The organism is Brucella pseudogrignonensis, assembly GCF_002252525.1.
In the GTDB taxonomy this organism is placed as follows: domain Bacteria; phylum Pseudomonadota; class Alphaproteobacteria; order Rhizobiales; family Rhizobiaceae; genus Brucella; species Brucella pseudogrignonensis.
This window is the reverse complement of the sequence record NZ_NNRM01000041.1, coordinates 145,863-167,644: the sequence shown is the minus strand read 5'-3', so window position 1 is coordinate 167,644 and position 21,782 is coordinate 145,863. Positions and strand designations below refer to the sequence as shown.

The window sequence follows — 21,782 nt, the reverse complement described above, 5'->3', positions numbered from 1 at the left end:
CTCAACTAATCAATCTTATTGAGATCGACATTCTTGGTTTCCTTGACGAAGAGGAGGCCGATTACGAGCGTGATTGTTGCAAGCACAATCGGATACCAAAGTCCGTAGTATATGTCGCCCTTAGCAGCACTCATCGCGAAGACGGTTGCTGGCAGCAGGCCACCGAACCAGCCGTTACCGATGTGATATGGCAGCGACATACCGGTGTAACGAATGCGGGTCGGGAACATTTCAACCAGGATAGCGGCGATTGGGCCATAAACCATCGTGACGTAAATCACGAGAATGGTGAGAATGGCGATCGTCATAACCCAGTTGATCTGCGAAGGATCGGCGACCATCTTGAACGCGCCTGCATTCGGGATGGTGTAGACAGCCTGTTCGGGCTGAGCTGCAGCATCGGCTTCCGCCTGCGTGATGATCTTGTTCTTGACCAGATCAGCGCTCGACATGGTTGCCTTTTCACCGGCACGTACAGCTTCCGCATTCAGTTCCAGTTCCGGATTGGCTGCGATGAAGGCATCGAGCTTGGAATCTGCAACTTTGGCAGGGCTGCGTACGAGCGGCCAACCAGCCTTTTGCAGGGCGAGGTTGATGTCATGGGTCAAAGCAGCCTGCTTTGCAGTTGCTTCTGCACCAGCTGCATTCGCATCAAACGAAGTTACAGTGGATTCACCGATCTTGACCGTTGCAGGCTGTCCGGCAGGGCCGATTACAACATCATAAGGCACAGCACTGCGCGACAGGAAGCTCGTTGCGATATCGCAGGAGCTGGTGAATTTTGAAGTGCCTGTTGCGTTGAACTGGAAGTTACAGTCGCCAGGAGCTGCCGTAACGGTTGCACGGATTGTCTGCTCGGCCTGTGCCAGCGCCGGGTTTGCGGCCTGCGTGAGAGCTTTGAACAGCGGGAAGTAAGTTACTGCTGCAAGCAGCAGGCCTGCCATGATGATTGGCTTACGGCCGATTTTATCGGACAGCCAGCCAAAGATAACGAAGAAGCTGGTGCCGAGCAGAAGGGCTGCAGCCACCATGATGTTTGCGGTCTGGTTTTCAACCTTCAGCACGTTCTGCAAGAAGAACAGAGCGTAGAACTGACCGCAATACCAGACGACAGCCTGACCCATGGTAAGGCCGAACAGCGCGATGAGGGCGATCTTTGCATTTTTCCACTGACCGAAAGCTTCAGAAAGCGGTGCCTTGGATGTCTTTCCTTCTTCCTTCATTTTCTTGAAGGCTGGGGATTCACTCATCTGCATACGAATCCAGACCGAGATACCCAAAAGAATGATCGACACCAAGAACGGAATACGCCAGCCCCAGGCAGCAAAGGACTCAGTCGTCATCACGTTCTGAATGCTCAGAATAACCATCAATGAAAGGAACAGGCCCAGTGTTGCGGTTGTCTGAATCCAGGATGTGTAGAAGCCGCGACGACCGTTCGGGGCGTGTTCGGCAACATAGGTAGCAGCGCCACCATATTCGCCGCCAAGCGCCAGACCCTGCAACATGCGCAGAATGATCAGGATCGCAGGTGCAACAATACCGAGCGTTGCCGATCCGGGCAGAATGCCGACGAGGAACGTCGATGCGCCCATGATGACGATGGTAACGAGGAACGTATATTTACGACCAACGAGATCGCCGATACGTCCGAAGACGAGTGCGCCAAACGGGCGTACGAGAAAGCCTGCTGCGAAAGCGAGCAGCACGAAAATATTACGGGTTGTTTCAGGATATTCATTGAAGAACGCAGCGCCGATAAAGGCAGCAAGTGTTCCGTAGAGATAAAAATCGTACCATTCAAATACAGTGCCGAGCGAAGAAGCGAAGATCACCTTCTTTTCTTCACGCGTCATTTTAGGTGCGCCGGCCTTGGCGCTCGATTGAACTGACATTAATTCCTCCCAACAGCATTTTTGCTGATGTGCGCGGACGTTCTCCTCCAACTTCCACGCACTTTTTCCACGCAAGCATGATGAACTGAATCGTTTAATCCGTTTATTATCTTTTAGTATGAGAACCGCTCGGCTTGTTGCCCCGTGAAAGTTGACAGGCTGCGAGCCGAAGACGAGCGTGGTCGCAATATTGTCAGAACTGAAAATCTGGCAGCTCTTTTCTTGAGGAGATCATACATGAAGCGTTTTGAAGGGGGCTGCCTTTGCGGCAATGTGCGGTTTGTTGTTTCCGGTTCACCCTACCGCGTAGGAATTTGCCATTGTCTTGATTGTCGTAAGCATCACGGCGCTTTGTTTCACGCATCGGCGATTTTTCCAGACAGTGCGGTAACAATTGACGGTGAAACAAAGGATTATGCGGGACGATATTTCTGTCCGCGTTGTGGCTCCTCGGTCTTTTCAAGATCGGAAGATGAGGTTGAAATCAATCTGGGGTCTCTAGATTCCCCAGATCAGTTCAAGCCAACCTATGAGCTCTGGACTATCCGGCGTGAATCCTGGTTGCCGCCATTTCCACTCAAAAGACACTATGAACGTGACCGCGATGGCACGACTCGCAGCGAAGACTAGATCAGGCAACGCTGATAGATGGTAATGTGCGCGCTATTCCTGTCCGTTTGGCGTTGGAATGCCTTTATTTTAGGCGTGACCGCGTACGCTGTGACGATGAAATAGGAATGATTATCCAAATACGACCTCTAACAGCCATTTTTCGTCGAATTTGGTTTTTTTCTCACGCATTGGGTGTTAAGTCGCTCTCGCGATAAATGCCGACAAATTCCCAGAGTTAAATTCATCCGCATGCCCTAAAATATCGCAGTGACGACATTTGCAGATTGATTTATGTCGCTGAGCGAACATCGAGCCCAGAGCCTGAAAGCCCCAAACATGACTGCACGTCTTTCATTCGCGCGCGAGCGTATCAACGTTCTTCTTCTCGAAGGCATTAACCAGTCTGCTGTCGATTATTTCAAATCGTCCGGTTACACCAACGTCGTTCATCTGCCCAAGGCACTCGACAAGGCTGAGCTGATCGAGGCGATTTCATCCGCGCATATCGTTGGCATTCGTTCTCGCACGCAGCTCACCGACGAAGTGTTTGAAGCGGCGCAGCGTCTGATCGCAGTCGGTTGTTTCTCGGTCGGCACCAATCAGGTTGATCTGAAAGCCGCCCGCAAGCGTGGTATTCCGGTATTCAACGCACCTTTCTCCAACACCCGCTCGGTTGCTGAACTGGTGATTGGCGAAATCATCATGCTGATGCGTCGTATTTTCCCACGCTCCAATGCAGCCCATGTCGGCGGCTGGGACAAGAGCGCGACTGGCAGCCGCGAAGTCCGTGGCAAGACGCTGGGTATCGTTGGCTACGGCAATATCGGTTCGCAGGTTGGTAATCTTGCTGAAAGCCTCGGCATGACGGTCCGCTATTTCGACATGACCGACAAGCTGCAATATGGCAACGTGATCCCGACGGACACGCTTGATGAATTGCTCGAAATTTCGGACGTAATCAGCCTCCATGTGCCATCGAACAAGTCGACGGCCAAGATGATTACCGAAGCGAAGCTGCGCAAGATGAAGAAGGGTGCCTTCCTCATCAACAATGCACGCGGAACTGTGGTCGATCTGGAAGCATTGGCTACAGTGCTCAAAGAAGGTCATCTTGCCGGTGCGGCAATTGACGTCTTCCCGGTTGAACCGGCTTCGAACAAGGACCCGTTTGTTTCGCCATTGCAGGGACTGGAAAACGTTATCCTGACCCCGCATATCGGCGGTTCCACCGAAGAAGCGCAGGAGCGCATCGGTATGGAAGTCAGCCGCAAGCTGGTTGAGTATTCCGATGTCGGTTCTACGCTGGGTGCGGTTAACTTCCCGCAGGTTCAGCTGCCTGCACGTCCAAGCGGCACGCGCTTCATGCATGTGCATGAGAACCGTCCGGGCATCCTCAACAGCCTCGTCAACATCTTCTCATCGCACAATATCAACATCGTCAGTCAGTTTCTGCAGACCGATGGTGAAGTCGGCTATGTGGTTATCGAAGGCGATGCGATGGAAGAACATGCCGAAGATGTGCTTCAGGCAATGCGCGAAATTCCGGGTACGGTTCGCACGCGTCTGCTTTACTAATTAGAGCATCATTTTTGAAAGGCCCGCGCAGCATTCGCTGCGCGGGCCTTTGTCATTTCGTGGTCTCTGCGTAATAAGCGGGATCGTTCCTGCATATTTGAGCAGTTTTGTTGCGCTCATCGCTGCAAACACATTGACTCTTTTTTCAAAGGGCTTAAAAGCGCAATCGGAAAAGGAGACAATCCCGTGAACGCTTCTCGCGCATCACATAGCCTGTGTGGACTGAATGGCCTCATCGCCATTGACAGCCCTATGGCGTCCGTTTCCAAAACTACCACGGCCACTTGCATTAAAACGACCACCAAAACGGTCTGACCCCTTGGCCTGCTCGCCCTCTCTCCCCGGGTCCGGCCCAGGGATAAGGCCCGCTGGTCGCGGGTTTTTATGGAAGCGGAGAGGACAGGAGAAGGTAAATGGGTTTCAAGATTGCAGTCGTCGGCGCCACCGGTAATGTCGGGCGCGAAATGCTCAATATCCTCGAAGAACGTGGCTTTCCGGCTGATGAAGTCGTAGCGCTTGCTTCGCGTCGCAGCCAAGGCACGGAAGTATCCTATGGCGACAAGACGCTGAAGGTTAAGCCGCTCGACCAGTATGATTTCTCAGATACCGACATCTGCCTCATGTCCGCTGGCGGCAACATTTCCAAGGAATGGTCGCCAAAGATCGGTGCGCAGGGCTGCGTTGTTATCGATAACTCGTCCGCATGGCGCTATGACGCCAATGTGCCGCTCATTGTTCCTGAAGTGAACCCTGATGCGATTGAAGGTTTCCGCAAGAAGAACATCATTGCTAACCCGAACTGCTCGACTGCGCAGCTCGTCGTGGCTCTGAAGCCTCTGCACGATGCAGCCAAGATCAAGCGCGTTGTTGTTTCGACCTACCAGTCCGTTTCGGGTGCTGGCAAGGAAGGCATGGACGAATTGTTCCAGCAGTCGCGTGCAGTATTTGTTGCTGATCCTGTCACCGCTCAGAAGTTCACCAAGCGCATCGCGTTCAACGTGATCCCGCATATCGATGTCTTCATGGAAGACGGCTACACCAAGGAAGAATGGAAGATGGTGGCCGAAACCAAGAAGATGCTCGATCCAAAGATCAAGCTTACGGCAACGGCTGTTCGTGTACCTGTGTTCATCGGTCACTCGGAAGCAGTCAACATCGAGTTTGAAAATCCGATTTCGGCTGAAGAAGCGCGCGAAATTCTGCGCGAAGCGCCTGGCTGTCAGGTTGTCGATAAGCACGAAGACGGCGGCTATATCACGCCGTATGAATCGGCTGGCGAAGATGCAACCTACATCAGCCGTATCCGTGAAGACATCACGGTTGAAAACGGTCTGGCACTTTGGGTTGTTTCCGACAATCTGCGCAAGGGCGCTGCTCTTAACACGATCCAGATCGCAGAACTGCTTGTTGCTCGTGGCCTGATTACGCCAAAGGCACTTGCTGCTTAATCGAGATTGCAGTTTGACAAAACAAAAGCGCCGGGAAACCGGCGCTTTTTTTAATAGTGCGTTCTGAAAAGTGTGGAATGGTTTTCGGGATGTGCGTTCGGAATCTAACCCGAGATACTGCCTTTGAGATTGTTGCGGACATCAAGCAGCTGTGCTCGAAGATCCTGCAAGTCACTGATGGGCTGACCGAGTGCACAGAAGACCTGCTCAGGAATGCTTTCGGCCTCTAGGCGCAAAGCCCTGCCTCCATCGCTCAGCGTAATGCGGACCTGCCGCTCATCCTGGCTGTCTCTGCGACGCGCGATATGCCCTGCTGCTTCCAGCCGCTTCAAAAGCGGGGTGAGGGTGCCGGAATCGAGACCGAGTTTCGCGCCGATTTCAGAAACCGTGCGGTTATCCTGTTCCCACAAAACAATCATGACCAGAAACTGCGGATAGGTCAGTTCCAGTTTGCTGAGGATCGGTTGATAAGCGCGGGTTAGCGCATTCGCGGTCAAATAGATCGCGAAACAGACCATATCCGACAGATTGAGATGGGATTCTTTTGGGTCTTCTTTCATAGCGCAAGCTCCATGGCAGAACTTTACATGAGGTGCAATTGAATTGCGCGTCACATATTTGTGATAATATATTTTGCAAAATTAGATTGTGCACAATTCATTATTCTGCGATTTTGGTTGCGAAGATAAACGAACACCCATCAATGGAGATTTTCAATGGCTATTCTTTACACGACCCAGTCAACAGCAACTGGCGGCCGCACAGGCAGCGCCAAGACCGCTGATGGTCGTTTAAGTGTTGTTCTCGACACACCGAAGGAGCTCGGCGGTTCGGGTGGCGAAGGTACCAATCCTGAGCAGCTGTTTGCATCCGGCTATGCAGCTTGTTTCCTCGGCGCATTGAAATTTGTCGCAGCGAAAGAAAAGGTTTCCATTTCCGCTGAAAGCACAGTGACTGCCACCGTGGGTATCGGTCCGCGTGAAGATGGTACAGGGTTTGGTCTGGATGTGGCTCTGGCAGTTGCTCTGCCGGGTGTTGAAAAAGCCAAGGCGGAAGAACTGGTCAATGCCGCGCACATCGTTTGCCCTTATTCACATGCAACACGCGGTAATATCGATGTCCGCTTGAGCGTGGCATAAAGCGCATCCCGAAAAGTGGGTACCGGCTTTCGGAATAGGATGCGTGGTCAAACGAGTGAAGCAAAAGGCGCCCAAATGGGCGCCTTTGTTTCATTTATTGAGGCAGGTCATTCAACGCTTTCAATGCCGCCTCAACCTGTGCACGCGTTTCTCCGCCCAATGGCAGAATGGGTCGCGGTGGTTCGATCTTTGCAAGACCAAGCAGATCGGCGATCAGATACATGACGCGGAAACTGCCATGGGCTTTGAACAGGTTCCAGAGCGGCTCAAATGCAGCGTTGATATTCTCAGATTCTTCCTGTTTGCCACTTTGCGCAGCACGCACCAGTGCTGCAAACTGCTTTGGTAGAAGGCCCGCAGCGACACTGTAGAAAGCATCAGCGCCTGCGAGCAGAGCGTCTTTTGCTCCCCAATCGCCGCTATAACCGATGGCAAAATCATCGGGCGTTGTAGCGCGCAACTTCGCGACCTCTCCCGCGTAGTCATTATCGGCAGGTAGTGGCATTTTGATTGCCTTGATGTTTTTGAGATCTGCCAAGCGAGCAATCAGTTCATCGGTGAAAATGAAACGGGTGGTGCCGGGATTGTTGTAGATACACAAAGGTAGATCCGTCGTCTCGGCAACAGCTTTGAAATGCTGAAAGCCTTCTTCCTGTGTGAGCGGCGTATAGGACACTGGCGCGAGCAAAAGCGCATCAGCCCCGGCATCTGCCGCATCGCGGGCAAGCGCTTGCGCTTCATCGGTGCGCAATGCGCCGACGCCCACGATCAGTGGCGTCTTGCCGCCGATGTATTTCACTGCAGTCCTGACCGTATGTCGACGTTGTTCTCGTGTGAGGAAGGCATAGCCGCCAGTGCTTCCCAGCAGCCCAATCGAGTCCGCGCCTGCGTCATGGATGAGGGTGAGAAATGCGTTGAGCGCGTCCTCGATAAGATTGCCTGCTGCATCGATTGGGGTGAGGGGGAAAGCGGAGAGGCCTTTGAAAATCTTCATTGCGATACTCATTTCTCAGACAGGTTCAGCGTGACAGAAGCAGGCGAATGCCAGCGACAGCAAAGACGGCTGCAAGAACGCCTTCGATCCAGCGGCGAGCACGCCGATACATGCGCACCATGGGCGCGGTAGAGAACACAATGGCGTAGCCGCAGAAGATAGTGATGCTCAGCGCTATACAGCCGCCGAGAAATGCCGTCAGCTGCGGCCAAGACGAGTTTGTGCCAAGGCCAAGCGTTACCAGCGCGATCCATGACAGGATAGACTTGGGATTGGAAAGATGCAGCAGCAAGCCGCGTCGATAAAGCTCTCCGCCTGATAGGAAAGCATCACCGCTCGTTGCGCGGGCAGCGATTTTCTCATCCGATGTCATAGCAGCGCGTGCCGCTTTGAAGGCCAGATACAGGAGGTAAAGCCCGCCGAAAATCTTGAGAACAATCAGTGCCTCAGCAAAACGTGTGAGGATCGCTGAAACTCCGGTCGCAGCCATCAAACCCCACAAGATGGAGCCTGTCACGACGCCCGCGGCAAACATCAGTCCTGCTTTTCGGCCTTGGTTCATGGCAACGCTCATGATGCGCATATTGCTGGGGCCGGGACTTCCGGCAGCAATAACATAGGTCGTGTAAACGAGGAGAAGCTGGTAGGCCGCCGGAGAAGGGCTCATGATCGTCACTCAGTTTGAACTGAGGCAATCAATAGCATTCTCCGTATGCAATATCTGTATGCGATTGTATCGAAATCTACTGGAAAAATACCGAAATTGTCACTGTTTTGGTCAGAAATAGCAAAACAGTGCCGTTCATCGCAAATCCGTAATTCTATTCCGCCTGAGCTTCCAGCGCTTCCATATCGTCATCCGACAGGCCAAAATGGTGGCCGATTTCATGGATGAGAACATGAGTGATGATATCGCCAAGCGTTTCTTCGTGTTCGGACCAGTAATCCAGAATTGCACGGCGGAAGAGCGTGATGCGATTGGGGCCTTCGCCGGTTTGTAGGCTGAAGCGTTCACCAATACCGGTGCCCTCGAACAGACCTAACAGGTCGAAAGGCGTTTCCAATCCCATGTCCTCGACGATCTGTTCTTCGGGAAAGTCAGAGATCTGGATAATGATATCGCCGCACAGCGTCCTGAACTCTTGCGGCAGATGCGCAAGAGCTTCAATCGCGATGGATTCGATTTCGTCTAGCGAGGGCGACAAACGTGCCGCCCAGTCACCGCTTTGATCTTCTCGGGCCATTTCAGCCAATCGTGTCCTATTCACTTGTTCAGGCCACCACGCATCGACCAGAGGCGTTTACTGCAATGACCATTATGCCCAAGGACGCTGTTGGGCGTTCTTTGCTTCAAATGTATCAATGTTCGTTACTTTTTCCATGGTCAGGCCGATGTCATCGAGACCATTGAGCAGGCAGTGACGCTTGAAATCATCGAGGTCAAAGGAAATTGAACCGCCATCCGGGCCATGGATTTCCTTGGCTTCCAGATCAATGGTGAGCGTAGCATTCGCACCGCGCGATGCATCGTCCATCAGCTTGTCGAGTTCTTCCTGGCTAACCTTGATCGGCAGAATGCCGTTCTTGAAGCAGTTATTGTAGAAGATGTCGGCGAACGAGGTCGAGATTACGCAACGAATGCCGAAATCGAGCAGAGCCCAAGGCGCATGTTCACGCGAGGAGCCGCAACCAAAATTGTCGCCAGCAACCAGAATCTGGGCGTTGCGATAGCCGGGCTTGTTGAGCACGAAATCCGCATTTTCGGTTCCGTCTTCGTTAAAGCGCATTTCGGCAAAAAGCCCCTTGCTCAGACCCGTGCGCTTGATCGTCTTCAGATAATCCTTTGGGATAATCATGTCCGTATCGATATTGACGATCGGCAGGGGGGCCGCGACGCCCGTGAGCTTGGTGAACTTATCCATGTTCCTGACCTGTCGGTTGGGTATTTTAAATTTGCAGTCTGATTTACATCAGCACCGCACAGAGTCAATGTTTCAGGCCATAACTGCCTAATAGGTCGCAACCCTGGGGCAGATTAGCAGCGCTTCCGGCCTGTTTTGAGGCAAGCCGGAAACAGTTAGCGTGTTCGGCGCATGAATATGTCTGAAAATCGAATTAAATAATCAGAATCATGCGCCGAGGCGAAGTTAGACGAAATTATTGCACGTTAAGTGCAATGCCGCCGGTCTCGCTGCCGGTCAACCTGCGAGATTTCCCGTCTGCACCAACAACGACCGTAAAGCGTCTGCGCAGCATCGAGAGGTTTGGTGAAACTGCGACATCAATCGCTGGATCAAACTGCAGGGTTATCCGCCATAGATCAGGCTTGATCGTTTCTTCAACACCGATAATGCGGGCTTCAAAGGCGGTTGAATGGAACATGCCTGAAACGCGTTGGCTGACACGATAAGGGGCAGCACTTTCTTCGATGAGAGCTGCTTCAGCTTTCACGCCATGGGCTGCAAGGGTGTTCCAATCACGCGTGCCGGACTGGCGAGCAACGAGGTCTAGTGCCTTTCCGTGGCTGATATGAATGCCTTCTTCACCCAGAGCCTGCCGCAAACGGCGAGCCTGATGTTTGAAATCAGTTGTATTGTGCCCAGCAAGGATAGCTGTGGTCATGGTTTCGCTCCTGAATGTGAGCAGCATTTTCGTAAACGGGCGCTCGCATTGCCGTTTCTGCCGTCACCGGAACAGGAACGTGAATTCAGAATGCTTTACCAAGGCCGTGAGGCTGCGAGCGGCGGGTGCATTCCAACCGTAGGCTGGAAAATAAGCAGGCCTAAGGCGGATTTCAAGTCTTCTGAATGGGAGGTATTGCAACACCTCACTTCTATCAACTTTCGCTCCCGAAAGATCAATTATGCTGACAGCACGGAAATATTATATGTGCTTGACCGGATCGCCCAAATAATCAAAGTCTTATCTACGTTTTTATGTCTTATGATTAGCAGTGATGGGTGGAATATGCTTCGTTTTTTTCTCTTGGGATTAACAGTTGCAGTGATGAGTTTGCCAGCTTCTGCGGAAAACAAGCCTGGCTTCAATCCGCATGAAGGACTTTTTACAAGCAATGAAGGCATGGAACTTAAGGCTGATGTGACGCACAAAAGTGGCGATCAATATGCCGTATCTCTGTCGACAAACGTTCCAATGGTCGATAATCAGCCAGGCTGCGGTGGTGGCGTCTCCGGTGATGTCACCATTAAAGACAAAAAGGCGGTATTCAAAATCCAGAGCGAAGGTTTTGATCCGAAAGAAGCAGAGTCCGCCCGAAACCCGCGCTATTGCGAGATCAAGATGAATTTCGTTGGTGAATATAAGCTTGAGATCGAAGAGGTCGGTGGATGCACCTATTACCATGGCGCATCATGTGAGTTCACCGGAACGCTCGAACACGAAGCGAGCGGAATTTAAAAAACTTTGTCGGGCGAGCGCTTGTCTGCTGATGCAGATCAGTGCACAAATTGCGCATGAAAATAATTGCTCGCCCACGTCGTTCCGTCTTGTTCGTACCGGCATCCAATAGTCGTGCGCTTGAAAAGTCGCTGACGCTTGCAGCCGATTGCGTGATCTACGATCTGGAAGATTCCGTAGTGCCCGAGACCAAAATTGCGGCGCGAGACGCGCTGTCCGCACATTTTTCCGAGCATGCAAAGGTTGAATTCGAGCGGGTCGTGCGGGTGAATACCGCCGATACGCAATGGGGCAAAGGCGATGTTGCTGCCGCAGCCAATATGGGTGCAGACGCTGTGTTGCTGCCCAAGGTTGAGCGTCCGCAGGATGTGATTGACGCCGCCAATCGGCTAGACCGCCACGATGCGGACCCTGATATGCGTGTCTGGGCGATGATTGAAACGCCGCGCGGCATCCTCAATGCGGATGAGATTGCCGTACTTGGCCATCGTTCGGCGGCAAGGCTTGGCTGCTTTGTGGTGGGCCCAAATGATATTGCGCGCGCCACCGGCGTTCGTCCGCAAGCTGGACGGCCTTATCTGATCCCATGGCTGATGCAAATCATTCTGACTGCGCGCGCTGGCGGCATTGATGTGCTGGACGGCGTTTTCAATGACTTTCGGGATAGTGTGGGCTTTGAAGCGGAATGCTTGCAGGCAGCTCTCATGGGCTTTGATGGCAAGACGCTCATTCACCCCTCACAAATTGAGGTGGCCAATCGCGCCTTCTCCCCGTCGGATGAAGATGTGGCCCATGCCCGCGCGGTGATTTCAGTGTTTGCGCAGCCCGAAAATGCTGAGAAGGGCGTCGTGTCGCTCGATGGGCAGATGGTTGAGCGTCTGCATCTCGAAATGGCCGAGCGCGTTCTCGCAAAATCAAATTCGTCATCATAACCGAGGAAGAATGACTATGAAGCTCTATCGTTTCATCACTGGCCCAGACGATTCCGCGTTCTGTCACCGTGTTACCGCAGCGCTTAACAAAGGTTGGCAGCTTTATGGCTCGCCGACCTATGCGTTCAATGCGGCAACTGGTGTTCTGCATTGCGGTCAGCCTGTGGTGAAGGAAGTCGACGGCGTCGATTACACACCAGACATCAAGCTTGGCGAATATTGATGGCTGTCCGCCGCATCGTATCCAACATAGCGGCCGATGATCTCGCGGCCGCGAAACGCTTCTACGGAGACGTATTGGAACTTGATGTGGTGATGGACCATGGCTGGATTGTCACCTATGCCACAGATGCGGACGCAAGGGTGCAGATCAGTTTTGCCACCGAAGGAGGTTCGGGCACTCCGGTGCCCGATCTCTCCATAGAAGTAGATGATACCGATGCGGTGCTTGGGCGGATGATTGCCGCCGGCTTTAAAATTGAATATGGGCCGAGCGACGAGGAATGGGGTGTGCGGCGCTTCTTTGTGCGTGATCCCTACGGACGGCTTGTGAATATTCTCAGTCATAAGCAATGAAAAAAGGCCGGTTTCCCGGCCTTTTCATTTTTTAGTTCAACCCACGCTTTTCAATCATCGCATCCGGCGTTGGCATCTTGCCGCGGAAGGCTTTGTAAAGCTCTTCCGGATCACGGCTGCCACCGGCTGAATAGATATATTGCTTGAGCTTTGCGGCCAGTTCCGGATTAAACGCATCGCCCGTCTCCTCAAATGCCGAGAATGCATCGGCATCCAGCACTTCTGACCACATGTAGGAATAGTACCCGGCGGAGTAGCCGTCGCCGGAGAAGACATGGGTGAAATGTGGCGTGCGGTGACGCATGATAATCGCATCAGGCATCGACAGTTTTTTCAGCGTCGCCGCCTCAAAGGCCAGCGGATCGCTGATCTTTTCAGTACCTGTATGGAAAGCCATATCAACTAGCGCGGATGAGGTGAATTCCACCGTATTGAAGCCTGCATTGAAAGAGCGCGCTGCACGCACCTTATCGAGCAGTGCCTTTGGCATTGCTTCTCCAGTGCGATAGTGCACGGCATATTTTTCAAGCACAGCAGGGACTGTCAGCCAATGCTCGTAGAGCTGGGATGGCAGTTCGACAAAGTCACGCGAAACGGCGGTGCCAGAAACGGCGGGCCATGTCACATCCGACAAAAGCCCATGCAACGCATGACCAAATTCGTGGAACAGTGTGCGGGCATCGTCAAGCGAAAGAAGCGCGGGCTCACCGGCCTTCGGCTTTGCAAAATTCATCACATTGTAGATGAAAGGCTTCTGCCCGGCATTGAGCTTGTGGCTCGATTGCAGCGAACTCATCCATGCGCCAGAGCGCTTGGAGGTGCGGGCAAAATAGTCGCCTAAAAACAGGCCGCGTTCGCTGCCGTCAGCGTTCAATACCTGGAACACCCTTACATCCGGATGCCAGGCGGTGATGCCCTTCTTTTCCTCGAAACGGATACCGAACAAGCGGGTTGCAACATCAAAGCTTGCTTCGATGATCTTTTCGAGTTGCAGATATGGCTTGAGTTCCGCCTCATCAAAGGCAAAGCGTTCGGCACGGAGCTTTTCGGCGTAAAAACGCCAGTCCCACGGCGCTACTTTGTGGTTATGGCCGTCGGCCGCGATCAGACGTTCAAGTTCGGTTTCTTCTTCATGAGCCTTGGCACGCGCCTTGTCCCAGACTGGTTCCAGCAGGTCCATGACGGCCTTTGGCGTCTTGGCCATGGTGTCATCGAGCTTGTATGCGGCAAAGTTGGCATAGCCGAGCAGATGGGCCTTGCGTTCGCGCAGTTCCACCATTTCGCGCACGATCTCACGGTTGTCGGTCTCGCCGCCATTTTCGCCGCGCTTGCCCCAGGCGTTGAAAGCCTGCTCGCGCAGTTCACGATTTTCCGAGAAGGTCAGGAATGGTTCAACAATCGAGCGTGATAGCGTGACTGCCCATGCGTCCGGCTGACCACGCTCGGCTGCGGCACTTTGCATGGCGTTTTTGAGGAAATCAGGAAGCCCCGCGAGATCGGCCTCATTGGTGATGAACAAAGCCCAGCTTGATTCATCCTTCAGAACATTCTGACCGAAGCGCGCGCCGAGGCCCGCCAGCTTTTCATTGATGCCTGCGAGTTCTTTTTTGCCGGCTTCATCAAGCTTGGCACCGGAGCGAACAAAGCCTTTCCAGGTCTTCTCCAAAACGCGTTTGGTTTCGAAATCCAGATCAAGATGGTCGCGATTCTCATAAAGTGCATCGATGCGTGCAAACAGCTTCGGGTCCATCATGATGCGCGAATAGTGGCGCGACATTTTGGGTGCGATTTCGCGCTCCAGTGTCTGAATAGTCTCGTTGGTGTGAGCACCGGCACGCAGCCAGAAAATGGAGGAAACGCGATCAAGGGACTTGCCCGTCAGCTGTAAAGCTTTCAGCGTGTTTTCAATCGTGGCTTCAGCGGTCTCATGAGAAATTGCTTCCACTTCCGCAAGGTCATCAACCAGAGCTGCATCAAACGTGGCGGCGAAATCGTTGTCCTTAAATGCGTTGAAGTCCGGCAGGCCAAGCGGTCCGTTCCATTCGATAAGCGCGTGATTGTAAGCTGGCTTTTCGGACATCAGAAAACTCCACATCAATTGAATTCCATATGCACCAGATTTAGGAGTTCATCTCCTTTCGGGCAAGGGCATTTGCTGTTGTTTCGCATTGCCGGATAGCGTGGCTTGACCCTGTCTCCCACAGATAATAGGGATGAAAGACGGTCTTGCTCCCATACAAATGGGAGTTCTTACAGGTTCCTCCAATTTAGGCTTTCTGATTACGGGTTTTCTTTTTCGTGGTCACGCGGAGAGCGATTGTTGCAGTCTATGAATGTCGCGCCTGACCATCGTAATGCCCAGGATGCGCAACCCGTAATGAGCGAATTGCGGGTCGGCGTCATCGGCGGTCTTCTCGCAGCGCTGGGTCTCATGTCGATGGCGCTTTATACGCCGGCTATGACCGAGATCGTTCATGCCTTTGGCACGACTGAAGCGATGGTGAAGCTCACCATATCAGTCTATCTCGCTGGCTTCTGCGTCTCACAGCTTATCTGCGGGCCGTTGTCGGACGGCTTCGGGCGAAGACCCATCACAATCGCCTTCATGGTGATTTATCTCGCTGCCAGCATCCTCGCGTTGTTCGCAACGACCATCGACACGCTTTTGGTTGCGCGGTTCCTGCAAGGCGTTGGTGCGGCTGTCGGCGTCACGATTTCACGCGCAATCGTTCGCGATCTTTTCACCCATGACGCATCCGCGCGGGTGATGAACCTTATCGGCATCGTTATTGCGGTCGGCCCTGCTGTCGCGCCCACACTTGGCGGGGTGACGATGGAGCTGTTTGGCTGGCAGGCGATTTTTGTCGTCATGGTCTGTCTGGGAATTTTGGTTGTCCTGATGGCAATCTTCATTATCAGGGAAACCGTCAGTCGCGATCTCAGCCGTATTCGACCAAAGGAATTGCTGCGTTCCTACTGCACGTTGCTGACAAGTCGCCAGTTTGTCTACGCAAGTCTGGGCGTCGGCGGTACGACCGGAGGCCTTTATACGGCAGCTACCATTTTGCCGTTTGTGCTGATGGGGCGGGTGGGTATGACGGCAACGCAATTCGGTATTGGCCTGCTTTTGCAGACGAGTTGCTATTTCGTCGGGAGCCTGTTGTTCAGGCGGCTGATGACGATCTATCGCCCGCGACAGCTGGCCGCTGCCGGTTATGTTGCAATGGTTGCGGCAAGCATACTGATTGCGACGCTGCTCCGGGTGTTCGAGCCGGTGTATCTGCTGGTGATGCTGCCCATGGGGCTCTTTGCATTTGGAGTTGCGCTGGTCATGCCGGTGATGACATCCGCTGGCATGGCACCCTTTCCCAAGATGGCCGGTGCGGCTTCGGCCATGATGGGTTTCTTTCAGATGGGTGGCGGGCTGATTGGCGGCGCAATTGCGGCGCTGATGGGTGATCCGGTCATCGCCCTTGCAACGCTTATCCCGGCGCTCGGCTTCATCGCTGCGATTGCTTTTCTACTCTGGCTGCGTCTGCCGCAGACGGCCTGAAAATCACAATTTCAAACTCGTATGAAAAAGCTTTCATGATTATCCGCCGGGGCTTGACTTTGATTGCCGCCGGGCGCACATGACCCACGCAGCCGCATTTTCTTTGGCTGCATTTCAACCGGAGTCTTATTCTCTTATGCCAAGCGACAGTCACAGTCGATTGTTTCAGCCGTCAAGGCAGTTCGTGATCTGATCGTTTGGGGTCAGCTTGCACGGTCTGTCTTCGACGGCGGATCGACAGAAAGGCAAGCCTATGACCGACAACAACTTCGCCCCAGAAGTACTCAATGTTGCCGACCTCCCTGCTGCAGCAATTGCCAGCCGCATCGCCGATATTCGTACGGGCGACGCGGTAGAGATCGTCAATGAACTTGATGCAGATGACGCAGTCGCCGTTGTCGCCCAGCTTTCGCACGAAGATGCCATCCGCCTGCTTGATCAGCCGGAGCTGGAACGTGCCAAAGAAATTTTGGCTATTCTTCCGCCAAACATTGCCAGCCAATTGTTGGATGGCATGTCTGCTGACCGTGCAACCGACGTCTTTCAGGAACTGGAAGATGCCGATCGTGCGCGCTTATTCCCAATTCTGGCACCAGAAACAAAGGCCGCGCTGAAGAAGCTGATGGGCTATCCGCCAAACACGGCTGGTAGTCTGATGACCATTGAGTTCATCGCGGTGCCTTCCGATTGGAATGTCGGGCAAACACTTGACCATATTCGTAAGGTTGAGCGCACGCGCGAAACGGTTTACGCAATCTATGTGGTTGATCCGCAGACCCGCGTTCTTCTTGGCGTGGTCAGCCTGCGTCGCCTTATTATTCGTGAACTTGATGAGCCGATTCTCTCGCTTGCACGCGACGATGATCCAATTACGATTTCGCCGCATGAAGATCGTGAAGACGTAGCCCGTCTGTTTCGTAAGCATGATCTTCTGGCCGTTCCTGTCGTTGATGACAGCCGCCACATCATCGGCATTGTAACTGTCGATGATGTGCTGGATGCCATGACAGAAGAGGCGAGCGAAGACGCCTATCGTTTCGGTGGTATGGAGGCACTCGACAAGCCTTACATGCGTATCGGTTTTGGCGAGATGCTGAAGAAGCGCGCTGGCTGGCTGGGCATTCTGTTTCTGGGCGAAATGCTGACTGCAAGTGCGATGCAGCATTTCGAGTTGGAACTTGAAAAAGCACTCGTTCTGACGCTGTTTATTCCGCTCATCATGTCTTCCGGTGGCAATTCCGGCTCGCAGGCAACATCTTTGATTATTCGTGCGCTTGCGCTGCAGGAAGTCAAACTGAAAGATTGGTGGCGCGTTGCCATCCGCGAAGTGCCAACCGGGCTAGCGCTAGGCAGTTTCCTTGGCCTCATCGGCATGGTTCGTATCGCCCTGTGGCAGAAGCTCGGCATTTACGATTATGGCGAGCATTGGATTCTGGTCGGTGCTACCGTTGGCATGGCACTCGTCTGTATCGTGACTTTTGGCTCGGTAACGGGATCAATGCTGCCGTTTATTCTCAAACGGCTGGGCTTTGATCCGGCCAGTGCATCGGCACCTTTTGTTGCCACATTGGTCGATGTGACGGGGCTTGTGATCTATTTCAGCGTGGCGCTGGTTATTTTGTCGGGAACGCTTTTATAGGCTCTGGCGACAAAAAACTGTTAGAAATACAGTGTAAAAACGCAATTAAATCCGGGCTTTTCGGGTTAATTAAGGGGCAGTTTCGCGCTGCCCCTTTCTAAAACGCAAAAAAACCTGTAAGAGCGCCCCATTGATTTTCCGTGCATCCATCTTGGCGCGGCTCCCAACTCATATAGAAGTGATCTCCATATGGAATTGCGTAATATCGCTATTATCGCACACGTCGATCATGGCAAAACCACATTGGTCGATGAACTGCTGAAGCAGTCGGGCTCGTTCCGCGACAATCAGCGCGTTGCAGAACGCATGATGGATTCGAACGACATCGAAAAGGAACGTGGGATCACCATTCTCGCGAAAGCCACTTCGGTTGTCTGGAAGAACACCCGCATCAACATCGTCGACACGCCAGGCCACGCCGACTTCGGCGGCGAAGTTGAGCGTATTCTTTCGATGGTGGACGGCGCTATCGTTCTCGTCGATGCTGCTGAAGGCCCAATGCCACAGACGAAGTTCGTTGTTGGCAAGGCACTGAAGGTTGGCCTGCGTCCGATCGTTGCGATCAACAAGATCGACCGTCCGGATGGCCGTCATGAAGAAGTCATCAACGAAGTTTTCGACCTCTTCGCCAATCTCGACGCAACTGACGAACAGCTCGACTTCCCGGTTCTTTACGGTTCAGGCCGTAACGGCTGGATGGCGCTGAACCCAGAAGGCCCGCAGGACGAAGGTCTGGCACCACTGTTCGATCTGGTTCTCAAGCACGTTCCAGCGCCAAAGGTTGCCGAAGGCCCGTTCCGCATGATCGGTACGATCCTTGAAGCTGATCCGTTCCTTGGCCGCATCATCACCGGTCGCATCCATTCGGGTTCGATCAAGTCCAACCAGGCCGTCAAGGTTCTTGGTCAGGATGGTTCACTGCTCGAAAATGGTCGTATCTCGAAGATCCTTGCATTCCGCGGCATCGAGCGTCAGCCGATTGAAGAAGCACAGGCAGGCGACATCGTTGCTATCGCCGGTCTCTCCAAGGGCACCGTTGCTGACACATTCTGCGATCCTTCGGTCAGCGAGCCTCTCGCAGCTCAGCCAATCGATCCGCCAACTGTTACCATGTCCTTCATCGTCAATGACAGCCCTTATGCTGGCACTGAAGGCGACAAGGTTACGAGCCGCGTTATTCGTGACCGTCTGCTGAAAGAAGCGGAAGGCAACGTTGCGCTCAAGATCGAAGAATCCAACGAAAAGGATTCATTCTTCGTTTCCGGTCGTGGCGAATTGCAGCTCGCAGTTCTCATTGAAAACATGCGCCGTGAAGGTTTTGAGCTTGGCGTTTCGCGTCCACGCGTTGTCATGAAAGACGGCGAAAACGGCGAGAAGCTTGAGCCTGTTGAAGAAGTTGTCATCGACGTCGATGAAGAATATTCGGGCACTGTTGTTCAGAAGATGTCTGAACGTAAGGCCGAAATGGTCGAGCTGCGTCCTTCGGGCGGCAATCGCGTTCGTATGGTGTTCTACGCACCGACTCGTGGTCTGATCGGCTATCAGTCGGAACTTCTGACCGATACACGCGGTACGGCGATCATGAACCGTCTGTTCCATGATTATCAGCCATACAAGGGCGAAATCTCGGGCCGTAACAACGGCGTTCTGATTTCCAACGATCAGGGTGAAGCTGTTGCTTACGCTCTCTTCAACCTCGAAGATCGTGGTCCGATGATTATCGACGCTGGCGTCAAGGTTTATCAGGGCATGTTGATCGGCATTCACAGCCGCGACAACGATCTTGAAGTCAACGTGCTCAAGGGCAAGAAGCTCACCAACATCCGCGCCGCCGGTAAGGATGAAGCCGTGAAGCTGACGCCTCCGATCCGTATGACGCTGGAGCGCGCTCTGTCTTGGATTCAGGACGATGAGCTGGTTGAAGTGACGCCAAAGTCGATCCGTCTGCGCAAGCTTTACCTCGATCCAAACGAGCGCAAGCGTTTTGAAAAGAGCGGCAAGGGCGCTGCCTGATTGCTTCTGACGATCTGATAAGAGAAACGGCGCCATTCGGCGCCGTTTTTATTTTATCATTCAAGTAAAAGTTGGTAGTTTGACAAAGTCTTTTAATTAGTAAAATGTAATATAATAAGGATTTTCTATTTTTAATTGATTGTTATCAGTTTTTGCTGTTTCCTTACTGTGAGTAAGGCAAAGTATTCCCGGTTTATAGGAACTGCGAACAATGTGTTTAGCCTGCAATCCCGGACTGATAGCTGTATTCAAACACGCAACGTCAAGGCGTGATTTCCTCAAGTACATGGGCGGTGCGGCGGTATCCGCTTTTGCGGCAACGGCGGTCGAACCAGCTGCAGCGATGGGCAACCGCGCGTCTGCTAATGCACCGGCCGATGTCATTTTCCGTCGTGGAACCGTTCTGACAATGAATGCTGAAACTCCGCGAGCTGAGGCAATTGCTATTCGTGGCAACCGTATTCTGGCCGTCGGCACCGCAGAGCATGTCGATAAGTTTCGCGGTAGCACCACGCGTACGATCGACTTAGACGGCAGAACATTGATGCCGGGTTTGATCGATCCGCATATGCATTCGGTCTTCGTTGTGATGGACGACTGGATCGATGTGGGCCCGATCACGACACCGACTTTCGAACAAGTCTGGAGCATGCTGCGCAACGGCATTAGCAAGGCTCGGGAAGGGGAATGGGTTCGGGCAAAGCAGTTCGATCCGAGCATCACCAAGGGTTCGCACATCCCGACCCTTGCGGAACTGGATGAACTGGCGCCGAACAATCCGTTTTTCATGATGGAGAGCAACGGCCATATTGCTTATGCCAATAGCAAAGCCTTTGCGCTGGTCGGGATCACAGATACGACTCCTAACCCGGCTGAAGCGCGCTATGCCAAAACACCCGATGGTAAACTGAGCGGACGTTTGGAAGAGCCGCCGGCATTCAACGCATTTCTCGAAAAGATGCCTCTGCCGACAGCAGCAGAAGTTTCAACCAGTATTCGCCGTATGCTGGATAAGGCGGCCTCGGTTGGCTGCACGTCATTGCATGATTGCGGCGTTGGTATGATGGCACCAGCAGAACATCTGGCCTTGCTCGATCAGGTCATGTCGCAGAACCCACCGATCCGTTATCGCGGCATGCTGGTTTCGACGGCCATGGATCAGTGGGAAAAAATGAACATTAAGCCGGGTCGCGGCACGGATCTCTATCGCTATGATGGCATAAAAGCCTGGGCCGATGGTTCCAATCAGGCCCGCACGGGTTATCAGCGCGAAAACTATCTTGGCACGAATGACCGTGGTGCGATGAACTATACGCCGGAGCAGCTGACGGCTGCGATCCGTCGTGCGCATCAGGGTGGCTGGCAGGTTGGTGTTCACGCCAATGGCGATGCTGCAATCGACGCGACCATTGAAGCCTACGAAACTGTGTTGAAGGAAACCCCGCGCGACGATCATCGCCATCGTATTGAGCATTGCAGCATTTTCCATGAGGAGCAAATGCAGAAAGCTAAAACGCTGGGGCTGCAGCCGTCATTCCTTATTGGGCATGTGCGCTGGTGGGGCAAGGCATTCCGTGATGAGATTCTCGGACCGGACCGCGCAAAGTTCTACGATCCATGCGCGACGGCACTGGCACAAGGTCTGCGAATTTCTTTCCACTCCGATTGGAACGTCACGCCGATTGAGCCGCTGCGCTATGTCGAAGATGCTGTTGCTCGTGTCATGAATGACGGCGGTGAAGTGTTTTTCCCGGATGAGCGTATTCCGGCCGAGGCTGCACTTCGTGCCGTTACCATCGATGCTGCCTATCACTGCAAGATGGATGATATCGTCGGTAGCCTGGATGAAGGTAAATGCGCGGATTTTGCAATTCTGGAAGAAGATCCGACAAAAGTTGAGCCGACCAAGATCAGCAAGATTAAGGTCAGCGAAACCTGGATGGATGGTCAGAAGCGTTACAGCGCCTGAGCTTGACGTCTGAAACAAAA

20 protein-coding genes are annotated in these 21,782 nt (G+C 53.1%); 12 read left to right on the top strand and 8 right to left on the bottom strand.

Translation table 11 applies throughout. The features are described from left to right. Nucleotides 1-5 precede the first annotated feature (5 nt). Complete coding sequence (locus CEV34_RS18585) at nucleotides 6-1,895, bottom strand: MFS transporter (RefSeq protein ID WP_007877756.1); 1,890 nt, start codon at nucleotides 1,893-1,895, stop codon at nucleotides 6-8. Between the two features lie 237 nt (nucleotides 1,896-2,132). Between CEV34_RS18585 and CEV34_RS18580 the strand changes: the two genes are divergently transcribed. The 3 genes from CEV34_RS18580 (at nucleotide 2,133) to CEV34_RS18570 (ending at nucleotide 5,530) form a co-directional block, all read left to right on the top strand. Continuing rightward, the gene (locus CEV34_RS18580; protein ID WP_007877757.1) at nucleotides 2,133-2,525 is read left to right on the top strand and encodes a GFA family protein; all 393 of its coding nucleotides are present in this window, start codon (nucleotides 2,133-2,135) and stop codon (nucleotides 2,523-2,525) included. A gap of 318 nt (nucleotides 2,526-2,843) precedes the next feature. After that, nucleotides 2,844-4,082: a phosphoglycerate dehydrogenase gene (gene serA, locus CEV34_RS18575; RefSeq protein WP_007877765.1), complete on the top strand. Its 1,239-nt coding sequence runs from the start codon at nucleotides 2,844-2,846 to the stop codon at nucleotides 4,080-4,082. Between the two features lie 413 nt (nucleotides 4,083-4,495). Continuing rightward, the gene (locus CEV34_RS18570) at nucleotides 4,496-5,530 is read left to right on the top strand and encodes an aspartate-semialdehyde dehydrogenase (RefSeq protein ID WP_007877766.1); all 1,035 of its coding nucleotides are present in this window, start codon (nucleotides 4,496-4,498) and stop codon (nucleotides 5,528-5,530) included. Between the two features lie 104 nt (nucleotides 5,531-5,634). Here the strand turns inward: CEV34_RS18570 and CEV34_RS18565 are convergent, their stop codons facing one another. Next, the gene (locus tag CEV34_RS18565; RefSeq protein WP_007877767.1) at nucleotides 5,635-6,090 is read right to left on the bottom strand and encodes a MarR family winged helix-turn-helix transcriptional regulator; all 456 of its coding nucleotides are present in this window, start codon (nucleotides 6,088-6,090) and stop codon (nucleotides 5,635-5,637) included. 156 nt (nucleotides 6,091-6,246) lie between these two features. Here CEV34_RS18565 and CEV34_RS18560 point away from each other — a divergent pair, with 156 nt between their 5' ends. Continuing rightward, nucleotides 6,247-6,669, top strand: coding sequence for an organic hydroperoxide resistance protein (locus CEV34_RS18560; protein ID WP_007877768.1), 423 nt, complete (start codon nucleotides 6,247-6,249; stop codon nucleotides 6,667-6,669). 94 nt (nucleotides 6,670-6,763) lie between these two features. Here the strand turns inward: CEV34_RS18560 and CEV34_RS18555 are convergent, their stop codons facing one another. The 5 genes from CEV34_RS18555 to CEV34_RS18535 all read right to left on the bottom strand — a co-directional run bounded on the left by CEV34_RS18555 (nucleotide 6,764) and on the right by CEV34_RS18535 (nucleotide 10,285). Next, complete coding sequence (locus tag CEV34_RS18555; RefSeq protein WP_007877769.1) at nucleotides 6,764-7,663, bottom strand: dihydrodipicolinate synthase family protein; 900 nt, start codon at nucleotides 7,661-7,663, stop codon at nucleotides 6,764-6,766. Nucleotides 7,664-7,688: 25 nt separating this feature from the next. Further along, nucleotides 7,689-8,330: a LysE family translocator gene (locus CEV34_RS18550; protein ID WP_007877770.1), complete on the bottom strand. Its 642-nt coding sequence runs from the start codon at nucleotides 8,328-8,330 to the stop codon at nucleotides 7,689-7,691. Nucleotides 8,331-8,484: 154 nt separating this feature from the next. After that, the gene (locus CEV34_RS18545) at nucleotides 8,485-8,907 is read right to left on the bottom strand and encodes a metallopeptidase family protein (RefSeq protein WP_007877771.1); all 423 of its coding nucleotides are present in this window, start codon (nucleotides 8,905-8,907) and stop codon (nucleotides 8,485-8,487) included. 72 nt (nucleotides 8,908-8,979) lie between these two features. Next, the gene (gene leuD / locus CEV34_RS18540) at nucleotides 8,980-9,585 is read right to left on the bottom strand and encodes a 3-isopropylmalate dehydratase small subunit (RefSeq protein WP_007877773.1); all 606 of its coding nucleotides are present in this window, start codon (nucleotides 9,583-9,585) and stop codon (nucleotides 8,980-8,982) included. 235 nt (nucleotides 9,586-9,820) lie between these two features. Then, nucleotides 9,821-10,285, bottom strand: coding sequence for a glyoxalase superfamily protein (locus CEV34_RS18535; protein WP_007877774.1), 465 nt, complete (start codon nucleotides 10,283-10,285; stop codon nucleotides 9,821-9,823). On the opposite strand from CEV34_RS18535, the gene CEV34_RS26805 reads away from it, so the two are divergent. Genes CEV34_RS26805 through CEV34_RS18515 form a run of 4 tightly spaced genes read left to right on the top strand, consistent with a single transcriptional unit; the run spans nucleotide 10,238 to nucleotide 12,588 of the window. Beyond that, complete coding sequence (locus CEV34_RS26805) at nucleotides 10,238-11,080, top strand: hypothetical protein (RefSeq protein ID WP_143853438.1); 843 nt, start codon at nucleotides 10,238-10,240, stop codon at nucleotides 11,078-11,080. The genes CEV34_RS18535 and CEV34_RS26805 overlap by 48 nt on opposite strands. A gap of 41 nt (nucleotides 11,081-11,121) precedes the next feature. Then, nucleotides 11,122-12,012 (top strand): HpcH/HpaI aldolase/citrate lyase family protein, encoded by an 891-nt coding sequence (locus CEV34_RS18525; RefSeq protein WP_235819105.1) that lies wholly within the window; start codon nucleotides 11,122-11,124, stop codon nucleotides 12,010-12,012. Between the two features lie 16 nt (nucleotides 12,013-12,028). Beyond that, the gene (locus tag CEV34_RS18520; protein ID WP_007877777.1) at nucleotides 12,029-12,235 is read left to right on the top strand and encodes a DUF1737 domain-containing protein; all 207 of its coding nucleotides are present in this window, start codon (nucleotides 12,029-12,031) and stop codon (nucleotides 12,233-12,235) included. Further along, nucleotides 12,235-12,588, top strand: a complete 354-nt coding sequence (locus CEV34_RS18515) for a VOC family protein (protein WP_007877778.1) — start codon at nucleotides 12,235-12,237, stop codon at nucleotides 12,586-12,588. The genes CEV34_RS18520 and CEV34_RS18515 overlap by 1 nt, the downstream gene beginning before the upstream one ends. Nucleotides 12,589-12,619: 31 nt before the next feature. Here the strand turns inward: CEV34_RS18515 and CEV34_RS18510 are convergent, their stop codons facing one another. Beyond that, nucleotides 12,620-14,668 (bottom strand): M3 family metallopeptidase, encoded by a 2,049-nt coding sequence (locus tag CEV34_RS18510; protein WP_007877779.1) that lies wholly within the window; start codon nucleotides 14,666-14,668, stop codon nucleotides 12,620-12,622. 249 nt (nucleotides 14,669-14,917) lie between these two features. Here CEV34_RS18510 and CEV34_RS18505 point away from each other — a divergent pair, with 249 nt between their 5' ends. The 4 genes from CEV34_RS18505 (at nucleotide 14,918) to CEV34_RS18485 (ending at nucleotide 21,762) form a co-directional block, all read left to right on the top strand. Next, a complete protein-coding gene (locus tag CEV34_RS18505) occupies nucleotides 14,918-16,141 on the top strand; it encodes a multidrug effflux MFS transporter (protein ID WP_007877780.1) in 1,224 nt (407 codons plus the stop codon). A 253-nt stretch (nucleotides 16,142-16,394) separates the two neighbouring features. After that, nucleotides 16,395-17,780 carry a magnesium transporter gene (mgtE, locus tag CEV34_RS18495; RefSeq protein WP_007877785.1) on the top strand — a complete coding sequence of 462 codons (1,386 nt, stop codon included), beginning with the start codon at nucleotides 16,395-16,397 and terminating at the stop codon, nucleotides 17,778-17,780. A 189-nt stretch (nucleotides 17,781-17,969) separates the two neighbouring features. Continuing rightward, the gene (gene typA, locus CEV34_RS18490; protein ID WP_007877786.1) at nucleotides 17,970-19,793 is read left to right on the top strand and encodes a translational GTPase TypA; all 1,824 of its coding nucleotides are present in this window, start codon (nucleotides 17,970-17,972) and stop codon (nucleotides 19,791-19,793) included. 211 nt (nucleotides 19,794-20,004) lie between these two features. Beyond that, nucleotides 20,005-21,762, top strand: a complete 1,758-nt coding sequence (locus CEV34_RS18485) for an amidohydrolase (protein WP_039860409.1) — start codon at nucleotides 20,005-20,007, stop codon at nucleotides 21,760-21,762. Nucleotides 21,763-21,782 lie beyond the last annotated feature (20 nt).